Origin of the sequence: Thalassovita sp. (assembly GCF_963691685.1) — a bacterium.
Taxonomy (GTDB): Bacteria; Pseudomonadota; Alphaproteobacteria; order Rhodobacterales; family Rhodobacteraceae; genus Thalassobius.
Window position 1 is genome coordinate 1,392,906 of the sequence record NZ_OY829290.1, and the last position, 13,285, is coordinate 1,406,190.

A 13,285-nucleotide genomic window follows, 5' to 3' on the forward strand; every position below is an offset into this window, starting at 1 on the left:
GTGCGCCGATCACACGGTTTTAGCGTAGTTCCAAGGCAGCAGTTCATTGATGTGGGTTTGCTTGTGCCCGCCAGCAATGGCTGTGAGTACGCCGCACAGATATGCGTGTGGCTCGATACCGTTGAGTTTGCAGGTCTCGATCAGTGACGCGATGGCGGCCCAGTTCTGTGCGCCAGCGTCGTGCCCGGCGAAGAGCGCGTTTTTGCGGTTTAGAGCAATGGGTCGGATGGTGCGTTCGACGGAGTTGTTGTCGAGTTCGATGCGACCATCGTCGAGGAACAGGATTAGCCCATCCCAGTATTTTGCGATGTATTTCAGGGCCTCTCCAGTTGGGGATTTGGACGAGACACGGGCACGACCTTGGGCAAGCCAAAGCTCGAGGGTGTCGATGATAGGTTTTGAGCGCTCCTGCCGTGCAGCATTGCGTTGGTCTGCGGTTAGGCCACGCAGGTCTTTTTCGATGCGATAGAGCGCCTGAATGTGCGCCAAACCCTCCTGCGCGATCGGGGCAATGCTGGACTGGGTAACATCATGCAAGTTGCGGCGTGCATGGGCCCAACAATAGGCCAGCCTCACATCCTGTGCGGGCCGTTTGAGCAAGCGGTTGTAGCCAGCATAGCCATCCACCTGCAGGGTGCCGCTGAAGCCTTTCAAGATATTGTCTGCATGCTGGCCGGATCGCCCTGGCGCATAGGTGAAGGCCACACCGGGCGGATCATCACCGCCCCATGGGCGATCATCACGGGCCAGCGCCCAGAAGTATCCGGTTTTGGTCTTTTTCCGCCCTGGGGCCAGAACCGGTGCCGGTGTCTCGTCCATGAACAGCTTGGTTGAGCGCTTCAGATCGGCCATCAGCGCCTCATAGACCGGGGCCAACTCGAATGCCGATTTGCCCACCCAAGCGGCCAAGGTCGAGCGATCCAGATCGATGCCCTGGCGACTGTAGATTTGCGCCTGTCGATAAAGCGGCAGGTGGTCCGCGTATTTGGAGACCAGAACATGCGCCAAAGTGGCTTCGGTCGGCATGCCGCTTGCAATGATGTGTGGTGGTGCTGGGGCCTGAGTGATCCCGTCCTCGCAGGATCGGCAGGCGTATTTGGGGCGACGGGTGACGATAACGCGGAACTGTGCAGGGATGATGTCCAAACGTTCGCTCACATCCTCACCTATGACATGACGCGCGGTTCCGCAGGCGCAGGAGAGATCAGGTTCAATGACCACCTCTACCCGTTCCAGATGCTTGGGCAGCGATCCACGGTTTGTCTGGCGCGGCTTTGCTGGCCGCACCGGCGCGGTGCGTTCGTCTGCGTCAATCTCGGCTTCGACCTGCGCGATGGCCGTCTCGATATCTTCGAGTTCCAACTCATATTGGGCGGGGTCAATCTTCTCGGATTTGGACCCAAACAGCGCCTTCTTGAAGGACGCGACCAGGGCTTCAAGTCGCGCATTCTGATCCTGTTGCGCACGGATGATCGCCTTCAACTCGGCAATGTCGTTGGGCAGGTCATCAGGGGCACGCATGCCCAGTTCCATACCAAAACAAGGGTGGAATGGCCCGCCCAAACGCCCCCGTGAGTCACTCCGCCGCAGCCGGAGCTGTCACCTCCAGGGGCTGCACGCGTCGCCAATCCAGACCTGCGAACAAAGCCTCAAACTGGGCTGGCTCCAGACGCATCACCCCGTTCTTAATCGCAGGCCATGTGAAACTGTTATCTTCCAGCCGCTTGTACGCCATCACCAATCCGCTGCCGTCCCAATAGATCAGCTTCAATCGATCTGCCCGCTTGGCACGGAAGACATAAACCGACCCATCAAACGGCTTCTGACGCAGGTGGCTCTGTACCAAGGCGGCCAGCCCATCATGACCTTTGCGGAAGTCCACAGGATCGCTGGCCACAAAAATCCGCACTTTATGGGATGGCATGATCACGTAGCCAAAGCCCGTGCGATCTCAACGACCCGCGCCGCTGGTGTCGCGGCGTCCAAACGAATGGTGACATCGCCTTGGATCACATCAAGCGTGCTGGTTGATGCTGTTGGTAGGGGCGAAGCCACGGGCGCAGGCGTCTCCATCTCAACAGGAACGAAGTCCATGCCGTCCAAATTGGGCAGAACCAACTTGCCCTGCCGCGCCATCCGCCGCCAATCAGACACTGTGCTGGGGATCAGCTCATACCGCTTCGCAACCGCCTTGACCGTCTCGCCTTCGAGCAACGTCTCCGCCACAATCCGAGCCTTCAACTCCGGTGGCCAACTCCGCTTGCCATCCGCCCGACGCGGCACACTTGCCAGAAACTCACATATAGCTCCCATCGAGAAACTCCCCACAAAACAAAGAAGCCTCTGAATCGCAGATCAGACGTCAGTTCGAAAGTGTGGGGGTGGCGCACCGCTTACTTCTTATCGAAGATCAGCAGACAACAAATCGTAGCTTACGTCAGTGTCTGATTTGCGGGGAGTAGCTCGGTGCAGGGCGCAGACCAAAACACGAGCCAGTCAATGCCTCTAGGTCAGCCTCGCTTTTTCTTATGCTGGCTAGGATATCACAAATTTTCTGACAAGCCTGAGCGACGTAGAACAGTTTCGACAGGAACAGAAGAATTCACAAGGTATTGCCATGACTGATTTCAGTGCCATCGGCCGAATTTCCACAACTCTTGATGACGTACCGTTCTCGGTTTTTGAGGGAATCGTAACCGCCTTGAAAAGCTCCAATGCAAGCGAGATCTCAAGTTTGCATCAGGGGAAAACAACCTATCAACCTTGCCCGGATGTAAAATTGTGGCCCACGGGCGCTTTTGAACTGGAACACAACGTCCATGCCCCTCCGCAAGGTATCAGATCGCTCAAAGAAGTCATCCAATCCTCTCACTTGAAGCGCGGATACGGCAATTTCTTGATGGATCAACTTATGATCTGTGCTGGCGCGACCCATGGCCTGAAGATCGCCGCAGACTCTGTTCTAAGTCCAGGTGATGAGGCGTTGATCTTATCGCCTCAGTGGCTTTTTGCGCGCGGCGTGCTGAAGTCTTGCAACGCTGCGGTTTGTGAGGCCCCTTTGTTTCTTGACCTATGCAAAGATCCCAACCTTGATCTGCGCACGTATCTTGAAAACGCTGTTTCGGCCAAGACGCGCCTCATCTATTTCAATACGCCGAATAACCCGACCGGATATTCAATGACCCGGGCGCAGTTGCAAGAATTGGTCAATTTTTGCCATGACAAAGGGATCTGGCTTATCGCGGACAACGCATATGAGTTCTACGACTACTCTGAGCAAGGTTTCATAGACGCGAGAGATCTGGACGGAGGCGGAGAGATTACCTTCTCGCTCTACAGCTTCTCCAAAAGCTACATCATGCCAGGGTATCGGGTCGGCTACCTGATTAGCCCCAATTCGCGCGCATTAGACATGCAGAAGCGTGGATTGCATACCGTTTACTCGGTGGCAACGCCATCACAATATGGCGCGTGGCAAGCCCTCAAGACGTCGACAGGGCAGTTGCAGTTCCAGCGTGACGAAACGCTGGCACGCGCAAAAATTGCTCAAGAATGCTTGGCCGTACCTCATCTGGGTTTTTCGGGCGGGTTCTATTTGTTCCTCGACCTTTCAGCTCTTGGGCCAGCGGGCCCTGCGCCATTCTATGAGGAGTTGTTGGAAAACGGTATTTCTCTCGCACCGGGGCAAGCATTCGGAACCGGCATGGACCGCTATGCCCGACTTTGCTTCACGGCTGTCGAGCGCGAACTGCTCAGGAAGAGCATTCAGACTATCAATGAACTCTATTTAACCCGCGTGGCGATCGCCGCATAATTTGGAGCGCAAAAATGTCTCATAACTTGTTCGGATACCTGGCTGAACAATCAAAGGAAAGCCGAGAGACCCCGCGTCTGAAGATCAACCTTTATCGCGACTATGAAGTTGCGGCCGTCGCAAGCTCGGCAATGAAATTGCTCAAAGAGGGCCTGCCTTGCCGGGTGGAATGCGTCATGGTTTCAGATTCGTACCTTATGACGCATATGGGGCAGAGTGCGACTGCTCTGGAAACTCCCGCTGCTCAGGCTGAGTTCTTCGACACGATGAAGGATCTCACTAAAGAAGTTGCGGGAGAAGTCTCACGGAGCTTCCCCGCGAACATCCGCCCATTTGTGCTTGCTGATATGCCCGACGGATCGACAGCAGATGCCGAAAGCGCGATTAAGAACGCCTCCCAGATGCTCGCCGTTGGCGCGGATGCTGTAAAGTTGGAGATATTCTCTTCTGACCGTTTTGAAATCGTAAACGCACTTACAAACGCTAGTATACCGGTCATTAGCCACCTCGGATACACCCCGCAAAACGGCGAGAACCGTTCGGTCGGCAACAGCATCGAGGAGGCTTTGGATCTGTTTGCCAAAGCACGGATGGCCCGGGATGCTGGCAGCATCGGTCTGGTGTTGGAACGGGTCAATGAATTTGTGAACCAATGCCTGTGCCGGCCTTCTCTACACGGCATTCCGTCTTACAGCATCTTCAGCGGTCAGTCGGATTGGGGTGGGCAATCTTTGAATGTCTGGGACTCGATCATCAAGCCTGAATTCAAAAACAGCTTCTTCCCGGATACGGCGACAAAGACCAGAGCCGATTTCCCTGAATGCTACACCAAGGAGACACTTGCCGCGTCGATGTATGAGTTGATGCGGCAGGCCATTACGCTGGCTTACCCGCGTTCGCCAGTATCAAAGCTCAGCCAGGCCGACTTGCGGCAAGTGATCTGCACTGACCCATGGCGCGAGGCAGTGCAATCGTCGGGGAGACGCCTCCGTGCTGCCTGAAAAACAGAGTTTTCGAATTGGCGTTGTCCAGCTCATTTCCGCCATGTGCATCGCCGGTACAATCGGTGTTCTTGTGGTGGAATCCGGACAATTGCCGACGAACATCGTCTTCTTTCGGTGCTTAATTGGAGCCCTTAGCTTGGTTCTGATCGCGCTGGTAACAGGCGATCTCTCTTTGCGCGGTATAACTCGCAAAGATTGGATGCTGATAGGCGTCGGTGGGGCTTGCTTGGTCTATAACTGGCTTTTCCTGTTCATGTCGTACCAGACGATTTCCCTCTCGTTGGGCACAGTGGTCTACCACATCAAGCCCTTCGTCATAATGCTGGTCGGTGCATTTCTCTTCTCGGAGCGGCTTACGGGTCATTCCATTGCATGGACTGTCTTGGCGTTCATTGGGATGCTCTTGGTAGTCGAAATCAGCTTTGACTCGCTGCATATGGAAGCGAGCAAAGCCTTAGGCATCCTGTATGCTCTTATCGCAGCCCTGATGTACTCAGCTTCCACGCTCATCGTGAAATATGTGCGCAGCGCTTCGGGCATCAAAATTGCGCTATTGCAAACGTCGCTTGGCGTCGTTCTGTTGTCGCCATTTACCCAGCTCTCAGAGCTGACCCTTGGCGAAGGTGCGTGGATCTTCCTACTGACCCTCGGCGTGGTGAACACAGGCGTCATGTACAGCTTGAACTATTCTGCCTATCAACGACTTCCTTCCTATTCAATCGCGGTGCTATCGTTCATCTACCCCATCGTCACCATCGTCACGGACTACATCTTCTATGGTTTTTTGTTCAATTGGGTGCAGCTGATCGGAGTGGTGCTGATCTTTGCAGCCACCCTCGGCGTGAACCTTGGTTGGCGCATTCTTCCTAAGTTGAGCTTTCGGAAAACAATCAATGATCGGAGCACATAATGGTCATTAAAGACAGAACTTTTCTTCTTGGCGGCGGTCTTGGGCTTGTCGGATGGCATATCACCCAAGAACTGTTGAGAAAAGGCGCTCGCGAAATTCGCATTTTGGACAACAGCGCATTTTCCGAACCTCATACGGTCAATGCATTGGGAGCAATTCCTCAGGTCAAGATCCACAACGGTAGTGTTCTAAGCGGTGATGATTGCGCAGAAGCTATGCGCGGTGTCGATGGGCTGTTTGTCTTGGCTGCCTGCATGAGCCGGTTTACTAAAGACGATCCTCGCCGCACGCTGGACATCAACCTCATTGGAATGGACAACCTGCTCTCGGCTGCGGTTGAAGCTGGGGTTTCGAATGCGGTGTTTTCGTCCTCAACAGGGGTGTATGGCTATGCCGTATCGGGGTCGGTGACAGAAGATATGCCACTCGGATCGGAAGGCGTGAACAGCGCAGCGGTTATCTACGGCGCATCAAAACTGATCGGTGAAAAACTCTGTGAACACTATTCCTCAACCTCAGACTTGAAGGTCGTGTCGCTGCGCTACTCGACTGTTTATGGCGAGCATATGCATAGCCGTGCCGCCAACGCTCGCTACATTCTTGGGGTGATTGACCAGATCAATCGCGGTGAAGCTCCATCATATTTCGATGGCGGCTTTGAGACCAAGGATTTCGTCTATGGTGGCGATGTCGCACGCGCCAATGTCATGGCTATTGAATCTGATCTCGACCAGGAATCCTTCAATATTTCTGGTTGCAGAATGATCCCTGTAAAGGAGATCGTCGGCATTATTCAGAAAGAAATGGGATCGCAACAGGAGCCGAAAAACCTTAGCAGCGCGAACATCGTGAGATTGGTGTCGCCTGACCCCTTCATCTACTGCTGCGACAAGGCCAAGGCCATGCTTGGCTGGGAACCCGAAATAAGTTTTGAAGATGGGATTAACCGCGTCGTCAACTGGCGCGCTGGCATTGAAGCCGAATTTGATTTCGACACGTTAGGTAAGAAGAGCGCCTGATGAGCGGGTCCGGCGACAATCCTCTTCCTGAAAGTTCGCCGGGCCTCACTTAAACGGCATACCGATATCGTCAGCTATGTGCTTTTTGATCCACCTACGAAACTTCTTGGCCGCCAACTTTGGAGTGCGCCGTTTAGGCGTCAGCACATAGTATCCTCCCTTTGCAGGCACCCAGGAACCAACTGGTGCAACAAGCACACCTTCATCCAGATATTTCTTTGCAAGAGAGTATCTCGCCAACCCAATGCATCTTCCTTGCAAGACAGAGCTGAGAAGCGCCATTGCGTCGTCAAAAATCGGACCCTTGCCACCGTCAAGTATCTGAGAATCTTCAGCTTGCAAAAAATTGGCCGCCCAATCGACCCACTTCGTGACAACTGAAGGATTTGTTCCGGATGCGTGCGCCCGCCGCACGTTGACAATATCCGCCGGTGTTTGAATCGAGCGCGCGAAATCAGGCGTACAGACCGGTGCAACAAAATCCTTCAAAATAAGCTGGCTGTCTGCGTCATCGTAGTTCCCGGCGCCGTATCTGATAGCAACGTCAACGTCCTCTTTATCAAAGTTGACCAGCCCTGATGACGAGACAATGCTAAGCTGGACTGCAGGTGATTGCGCCTCGAACGCGTCAAGCTGGCCGAGCAACCAACCATGGGCCAAAGACGGAATTACGCTCACGCGCAATGGCCCTTCTTCTGCGGTATTGGTCAGTTCGTAGGTGGCCTGGCTGATCAGATCAAAAGCAGGTCGAATACCGGTGAAATACTTCTCGCCTTCCTGCGTGAGTACAAGCCTGTTGGACTTACGCTCGAACAATGGAGCATTGAGGTAGGTTTCAAGGCTCGTAATATGTTGGCTGATAGAAGAAGCAGAGACATTCAGTGCTTTTGATGCGGCCGATATACTGCCTAAACGGGATACAGTATCGAATGCACGCAATGCGTTCAGAGGCGGTATCTTTTCTATCGACATCGCTAGATCAATTCTTAGACAACTACGATCAGCTTTAAGGTGTGGGTGATCTATGTACCAAGCCCCTGTCAGAGTGAATAGTTTTTTTGACGCTACGCGAGTTTACGCCCACGACCACTTCAGCAGGGAAGGACCCGTCCCACAGTTGGTGAGGCAGGGTAGAACTCTCACTAGGTCATGTTGACTAAATGGATGCACGCGCCGCGCTGAATGTGATTCAAACTTGTATCTGCAATGGAGACCAGCTTGGCTCTAGACCGGATGTCGGACGAGGATTGGGTGTTCTTTGAGCGTTTCATTCTGACCGTCCGCGCCCCGAATGGACGCAAACCCACCAATCATCGCCTTGTTCTGGATGGGATTTTCTGGATTGCGCGGACAGGGTCGCCGTGGCGTGACCTGCCAGAAGAATTTAGAAAATGGTCGAGCGTCTACCGCCAGTTCCGGCGTTGGACTTTGGCTGGGCTGTGGGAAAACGTCCTGAATGCCATGAACCAGAGCGGGGCCGTTCCGGACGCCCTGCAAATGGTCGACAGCACAGTGTTCCGGGCCCATCATCAGGCAGGGGGTGCTAATGAGGGACGCCGAGACAGGGTTTTGGTCGTTCAAGAGGTGGGGTCACGACCAAGATCGACCTCCACGTTAATGCGCATGGCCTGCCTATGAGAACCGAGACAACACCGGGGCAAACGTCGGATTACCTCGGCTTTGATCTGGTCATGGCAGACAACCTGCCGGAACCTAGGGTGCTGCTGGCCGACCGCGGCTATGACACTGACCGCATTCGGAAAAAAACATGGGTGAACGGGCCATCCTCACTAAAATTCCGATGCGTATGGCCCAGAAAATGCGGGTCGGTGTGGACCACACGCTTTACCGGCTGCGCAACATGGTCGAGTGCAGCTTCAACAAGCTCAAGCGCCCGCCGTGTCGCAACCCGTTATGACAAAACAGCCGAGAGCTTTCTGGGCTTCTTCGACATCGCATCTATTCGCCTGTGGCTAGGCCATTTGTCAACATGTCCCTTGCGTAGACCAATGACCGCTTCCTCGACATTTGTAGCTGCGCGGCGAAACCTGTCACTTACATGCAAGCAAATACTGCGTCAGCGAGGGGGGAATCCAAGGTCGGTTTTGTCCGCCACCTGTAAATTCGACGCTTGAACCTTTCTACGGGCCACACCAATGGTCGTTTACCTCGCCGCGCGACGGCATGGCGGTTTTCGCTCACGCCGCATCTTTAATGCTGCGAGCGCGCGCGGCATTAAATCACAATGACCGGGTCGGGCTCCTTCCGGCCGTTAGCTGCGTTTTGCACCAAGGTTCGGCTCAGCGGTAAGATCTGAGCGGTGTGGTTTTTTGGGATGCCCGCCATCGTATAACGCTGCCTGCGTCTCGCCATTATCCCACTGATACAGCAGACCGATTTCTTCGCCAGTCTTGATGCACGTAATGCGACCGATGGCTTCTGCCGTCGTGCGAACACTCTCAAGTTCGGGCAAAACTAACCCCTCTCGTTAAACAATTCCTTGGGGTCGACGCTGAGGGCATCCGCAATCCGCTCCAAAACATCGATTGATGCTGAGTTTTTGGCGAGTTCGATCTCGCTGATATAGCTGCGATCGACTTCCGCAGCTAACGCTAGCTGTTCTTGGCTAAATACTCTGGAACTTCTGAGATTCCGGACATTTAACCCTACTCGTTCCCTTAATTTCATGCCTCTATTCGGCCAGATCACAAAAACTGCTCTACGGAATATATTCCACAAAGCGCGCGCGAGCCTCACAAATAGCATGCTTGCATATGGTGTGTGGCGAGAGGGGTGAAGTAACGTTTCAATAATATAGTAGTGTTATCAAAAGGATCTTAATGAAATGTGGTGCAGACTTATCAGAAATTGGGCCGCCGAAGCCGTCGTGGTTCTTCTTTCAACCGTGGCTCCACAGGAGGCGAAGGCCTATCAGGTCGACTGTGCCATTCTGCTGTGCCTGGCTGGTGGGTGGCCCGCGTCAGCTGAATGTGCTCATGCCCGTGCTGTTTTCATCCGTCGGATCACGCCTTGGCCGATTGAGCCGCCTTTACAAATCTGGCGTTGTCCTATGGGTGTTTCTGAGCATGTGCCTTTGCAAAGCACGGCCCCGAAGATCTGGGAGGCCAGCAACCACAATGGTCAGACACTCGCTCAAATTATTCAGGCTCAGGTGGCTGACGGCGGTGCCGATATCGACATCAGCGGTCAGGAATTCGACTTCGTGCGCTCTATCCGAGTCTGGGATGTTCGGCACTACAGCCATCGCGAACGTGGTCGCGACGATGATTGTTCTGAGAGCTACAACATGCGCCTCGGGACCTATGGCACGCAAGGCGAATTCGGTTGGCAGCGCACGACACCAGCTGCTGCCCCGCAATGGGTTCTGCCGTCACGGCGCTGTTCGTCGTCTAGCTGGCGTAGCGGGGTCGGTGTCGAATGGCAAGATCACGAAGGCAACCATGGATATGAGTGGGTGGGCTACTAAGGCTATTCGCCGATGTCCTTCATACGTTCCGCGATATCGCCCGCAATGCGCTCATACAGGGCGGCTTGTTTGTCCCTAGGTGTCCCAGGCTTCGGATTCCTCCGGCGGATGCGTTTCGCTAGCCAAAACAGAAGCCGCGCGGCGGGGTCGTCCAGTTTTTCCGGCACTGGGGCCGGATATTTTTCTTCGAGTAGGGCAACGACCTCAGCATTCATACTGCGGTGGTTGGCCTCGGCTGCGAGGCGAATACGATCGCGCAGGCCGTCTGGCAGCCGCACGATGAATTTATCCTGATTTTGAGAGCTTTGTTCTGGCATGGTGGCACTGTGCCATAAACAGCAATTGACGCAATAGTGGCTAAATGCCATTATACGGTTGTGATTTCAACCTGGGGGCGTTTCATGAACAGTCGTAAACCAATGCAGCTTCGGCTTCCGCAAGAGCTCAAGGAGTGGATCAAAACGGAGTCCGATCGCAATGGAAACTCCCAAAATTCAGAAGTGATCCGCGCCATTCGCGCGGCGAAAGACAGACGTTCTACGTGCGGAGCAAATGGAAATATCAATATGGATCAAGGTGATAGTGCGCGTTGTTAACGAGGTGAGAGAGGTGTCGATAAGATGACCAAAGCTAGTGTGCAGGCAAAGGCGAAACAGGCAGCCTCGGCTTTTATCCGCGAGGCGCGGGAGGCAGGTTGGCAACGCGCGAAGTTCGAGATCAAGCCAGATGGCAGTGTCATCGTCGATGCCAATATGGTCGCGCTAGAGGCAGCCGACGATTTCCTGAACAGTGACTTGAGAATGGGCGAATGACCCGCAAGAGCCTGCCAAAATACGTCTATAATGACAGGGGGTATCTCCGGTTCATCCGGCGTTCACGCGGTATCTCGGTCATGATGCACGAGGAAGCGGGAACGCCGGAATTTTGGGATCATTACAATCGTCTGCTGAAGGGAAAACCAGCGCCAGCGCCAGTGAAGCGCAATTTTGAGGCGTTGATTCTCAGCTACTACGAGAGCGACGCCTACAAGAAGCTGAAGCCTCGGACGCGATCCGACTATCGGCGGTATATCAGCCACATTCGTGAGATCTGGGCCGACAAAGACCCGGCGAGGATCGAAACCCATCACATCTACGAATTGCACCGCGCTAATGCGGATCACTGGCGGCAAGCCAACTATCTTGTCCAGGTCATGGTCGTCTTGATGAACCACGCTCGGTTGATCGGTTTCATCAAGAAGGAGCACGGCAATCCGGCGAAGGGCATTCCGCTCTTCAAGCAGCAGAGCGATGGCTGGGAGCCTTGGCCAGATGATGTTCGTGAAGAGTTCGAAGCGCTGGCTTCAAAGCGGGCGCGACTGGTCTATGAGCTTTGCATTGGTACAGGCCAGCGCATTGGCGATGTTGTGAAGATGAAGTGGGAACACTTTTCCGATGAAGGTTTCGATTTCACGCAGGGCAAAACCGACAAGCCGCTGTGGATCCCGCTCACCGACCGCCTGAAAACCCATCTGGAAGGTATCGCGCGAACAGACGGCACTGTTGTGATCGACGCAAAGGGTAGATCTGTTAGCTACCGTATCGTTGCCGAGGAAATGCGTGCCATCAAAAAGAAGATGAAGCACGAGAAGGCGAGCTACTACAAAACCCACGGGCTCAGGAAAAACGCGACGATCGAGCTGTATCTGGCTGGATGTGATGACGAGATGGTCAAAGCCGTCACCGGCCATTCAGGCGTCGAGATGCTGAAAAAGTACGGTGGGCCGATCCGGCAAAGAGAGCTCGCCAAGCGCGCGCAAGAGGCAAGAAATCAAATGGAACGAAGCAAGACCGAAACGTGAAAGTTTCAATGGTTGTTTCAAAAATGGCAGTGAAGGAGAGGAAGGGTGACGCAAGTCATTGATTTTATTGGAGGCGAGTACCGGAATCGAACCGGTGTACACGGATTTGCAATCCGCTGCGTCACCACTCCGCCAACTCGCCTCATGTGGTGTGTCACCCAAGTGCGGGCTGTACCGCGACTTGTTGGGGTGATTTAGAGGTTTCCAAAAGGAGTGTCCAGAGGGTTTTCGATATTCTTCTCGCCTCTCGGTTCAGTTCAGGGTCACGGCGGGCGGGGCGGGGCGGGCGCGGGTGGTGGGTCGGTGGGGATCTCTTTGGGCAGATCATTCAGGCGCGACTGGATGGTGTTCAGCACAACAGGTAGGCGGCGGCCGCTGGCGTGGCGCGACGGGTAGACGGCAAAAATCTCTTTCGGGGCAGGGGGGTAGTCCGGCAGGATCACCTCCAGCGCGCCGCTTTGCAGCGCATCCGCGATCAGGATTTTTGGCACCCGGGTGTAGCCCGATCCGTTGAGCACCGCGCGCAGGATCAGGTCAGGATCATCCGCGGTGAAGCCGACCCGGATCGGCGCCTGATGCTCCGCGCCATTGCGAAACAGCGCCATATAGGGTGCCTCATGTTCCTCGTTGCGCAGGATCAGTTTCAGCCGATGCATATCTGCCGGTTTCTTGGGTCTGCCGACCTGATCCAGATAGTCTGGTGTGGCGACCAGAACCGCCTCCAGCTCAGCGATCTTGCGGGCGTAGCCGTCGGTGTCACCCAGGCGGCCGCTGCGGATCGCCAGATCATAGTTTTCCCGGATCACGTCAACAAAACGGTCCTCAGTCCGCATCACAAAGGTCAGGTCAGGGTGGGCCTGGTCCAGATCCAGCAGCGCGGGGCCCACCACCATGCGCCCCAGAAAGGTGCTGACGCTGATGCGAAACGTGCCGCTTAGGGATTGATCCAACCCGGCCAGATCGGCGCGCAGGTGGTCATAGCCTGACAGCAGGCGCCGAGCGTGGCTGGCAACCAGATCCCCGGCGCGGGTGGCCTTGACCCCACGGGGTGTGCGCAGCAGCAATTGCTGGCCCAACAGTGCCTCAAGCTGGGCGATCTGCTGGCTGACGGCGGATTGTGTCATTTCACGCCGTTTGGCAGCGCGGTTGAGGCTGCCCTCATCCAGGGCGGTCACAAGGGTGTCAAGCAGGCTGAGGCGGTCCAAGGTATC

16 protein-coding genes, 1 tRNA gene and 1 pseudogene are annotated in these 13,285 nt (G+C 54.9%); 9 read left to right on the forward strand and 9 right to left on the reverse strand.

The window, feature by feature from the left end; genetic code table 11:
- Positions 1–9 precede the first annotated feature (9 nt).
- The 3 genes from tnpC to ACORLH_RS06785 are packed head-to-tail and all read right to left on the reverse strand — an operon-like array spanning position 10 to position 2,313.
- Positions 10–1,521, reverse strand: coding sequence for an IS66 family transposase (tnpC, locus tag ACORLH_RS06775; protein ID WP_321828720.1), 1,512 nt, complete (start codon positions 1,519–1,521; stop codon positions 10–12).
- A 55-nt stretch (positions 1,522–1,576) separates the two neighbouring features.
- Entirely contained in the window at positions 1,577–1,924 is a 348-nt protein-coding gene (gene tnpB / locus ACORLH_RS06780) for an IS66 family insertion sequence element accessory protein TnpB (RefSeq protein ID WP_321828719.1), read from the reverse strand.
- Between the two features lie 2 nt (positions 1,925–1,926).
- Positions 1,927–2,313 carry a transposase gene (locus tag ACORLH_RS06785; protein ID WP_321828718.1) on the reverse strand — a complete coding sequence of 129 codons (387 nt, stop codon included), beginning with the start codon at positions 2,311–2,313 and terminating at the stop codon, positions 1,927–1,929.
- Between the two features lie 304 nt (positions 2,314–2,617).
- Between ACORLH_RS06785 and ACORLH_RS06790 the strand changes: the two genes are divergently transcribed.
- From ACORLH_RS06790 to ACORLH_RS06805, 4 genes are read left to right on the forward strand one after another with little or no spacing between them, the layout of a single operon-like run.
- Positions 2,618–3,814, forward strand: a complete 1,197-nt coding sequence (locus tag ACORLH_RS06790) for a pyridoxal phosphate-dependent aminotransferase (protein WP_321831881.1) — start codon at positions 2,618–2,620, stop codon at positions 3,812–3,814.
- A gap of 14 nt (positions 3,815–3,828) precedes the next feature.
- The gene (locus tag ACORLH_RS06795) at positions 3,829–4,815 is read left to right on the forward strand and encodes a 3-methyl-2-oxobutanoate hydroxymethyltransferase (protein WP_321831882.1); all 987 of its coding nucleotides are present in this window, start codon (positions 3,829–3,831) and stop codon (positions 4,813–4,815) included.
- Positions 4,805–5,728, forward strand: coding sequence for a DMT family transporter (locus ACORLH_RS06800; protein ID WP_321831883.1), 924 nt, complete (start codon positions 4,805–4,807; stop codon positions 5,726–5,728). Before ACORLH_RS06795 ends, ACORLH_RS06800 begins: the two co-directional genes overlap by 11 nt.
- Positions 5,728–6,747, forward strand: coding sequence for an NAD-dependent epimerase/dehydratase family protein (locus ACORLH_RS06805; protein ID WP_321831884.1), 1,020 nt, complete (start codon positions 5,728–5,730; stop codon positions 6,745–6,747). Before ACORLH_RS06800 ends, ACORLH_RS06805 begins: the two co-directional genes overlap by 1 nt.
- Before the next feature lie 45 nt (positions 6,748–6,792).
- Here the strand turns inward: ACORLH_RS06805 and ACORLH_RS06810 are convergent, their stop codons facing one another.
- Positions 6,793–7,719, reverse strand: a complete 927-nt coding sequence (locus tag ACORLH_RS06810) for a LysR substrate-binding domain-containing protein (RefSeq protein ID WP_321831886.1) — start codon at positions 7,717–7,719, stop codon at positions 6,793–6,795.
- A gap of 234 nt (positions 7,720–7,953) precedes the next feature.
- Between ACORLH_RS06810 and ACORLH_RS06815 the strand changes: the two are divergent.
- Positions 7,954–8,738, forward strand: a pseudogene (locus tag ACORLH_RS06815) (IS5 family transposase); the annotation flags it as partial.
- A 281-nt stretch (positions 8,739–9,019) separates the two neighbouring features.
- Here ACORLH_RS06815 and ACORLH_RS06820 read toward each other — a convergent pair.
- The gene (locus ACORLH_RS06820; protein ID WP_321831887.1) at positions 9,020–9,220 is read right to left on the reverse strand and encodes a hypothetical protein; all 201 of its coding nucleotides are present in this window, start codon (positions 9,218–9,220) and stop codon (positions 9,020–9,022) included.
- 2 nt (positions 9,221–9,222) lie between these two features.
- Entirely contained in the window at positions 9,223–9,513 is a 291-nt protein-coding gene (locus tag ACORLH_RS06825) for a helix-turn-helix transcriptional regulator (protein WP_321831889.1), read from the reverse strand.
- Between the two features lie 79 nt (positions 9,514–9,592).
- Between ACORLH_RS06825 and ACORLH_RS06830 the strand changes: the two genes are divergently transcribed.
- Positions 9,593–10,234: a hypothetical protein gene (locus ACORLH_RS06830; RefSeq protein ID WP_321831890.1), complete on the forward strand. Its 642-nt coding sequence runs from the start codon at positions 9,593–9,595 to the stop codon at positions 10,232–10,234.
- A 2-nt stretch (positions 10,235–10,236) separates the two neighbouring features.
- On the opposite strand, the gene ACORLH_RS06835 is transcribed toward ACORLH_RS06830, so the two are convergent.
- Entirely contained in the window at positions 10,237–10,551 is a 315-nt protein-coding gene (locus tag ACORLH_RS06835; RefSeq protein WP_321831891.1) for an Arc family DNA-binding protein, read from the reverse strand.
- Between the two features lie 102 nt (positions 10,552–10,653).
- Here ACORLH_RS06835 and ACORLH_RS06840 point away from each other — a divergent pair, with 102 nt between their 5' ends.
- Genes ACORLH_RS06840 through ACORLH_RS06850 form a run of 3 tightly spaced genes read left to right on the forward strand, consistent with a single transcriptional unit; the run spans position 10,654 to position 12,074 of the window.
- Positions 10,654–10,830, forward strand: coding sequence for an Arc family DNA-binding protein (locus ACORLH_RS06840; protein WP_420719825.1), 177 nt, complete (start codon positions 10,654–10,656; stop codon positions 10,828–10,830).
- 24 nt (positions 10,831–10,854) lie between these two features.
- Complete coding sequence (locus ACORLH_RS06845; RefSeq protein WP_321831893.1) at positions 10,855–11,046, forward strand: hypothetical protein; 192 nt, start codon at positions 10,855–10,857, stop codon at positions 11,044–11,046.
- Positions 11,043–12,074, forward strand: coding sequence for a site-specific integrase (locus ACORLH_RS06850; protein WP_321831894.1), 1,032 nt, complete (start codon positions 11,043–11,045; stop codon positions 12,072–12,074). The genes ACORLH_RS06845 and ACORLH_RS06850 overlap by 4 nt, the downstream gene beginning before the upstream one ends.
- 68 nt (positions 12,075–12,142) lie before the next feature.
- Here the strand turns inward: ACORLH_RS06850 and ACORLH_RS06855 are convergent.
- Both ACORLH_RS06855 and ACORLH_RS06860 read right to left on the reverse strand, forming a co-directional pair.
- Positions 12,143–12,216 (reverse strand) — tRNA-Cys (locus ACORLH_RS06855).
- Positions 12,217–12,337: 121 nt separating this feature from the next.
- Complete coding sequence (locus tag ACORLH_RS06860) at positions 12,338–13,279, reverse strand: LysR family transcriptional regulator (protein ID WP_321831896.1); 942 nt, start codon at positions 13,277–13,279, stop codon at positions 12,338–12,340.
- Positions 13,280–13,285 lie beyond the last annotated feature (6 nt).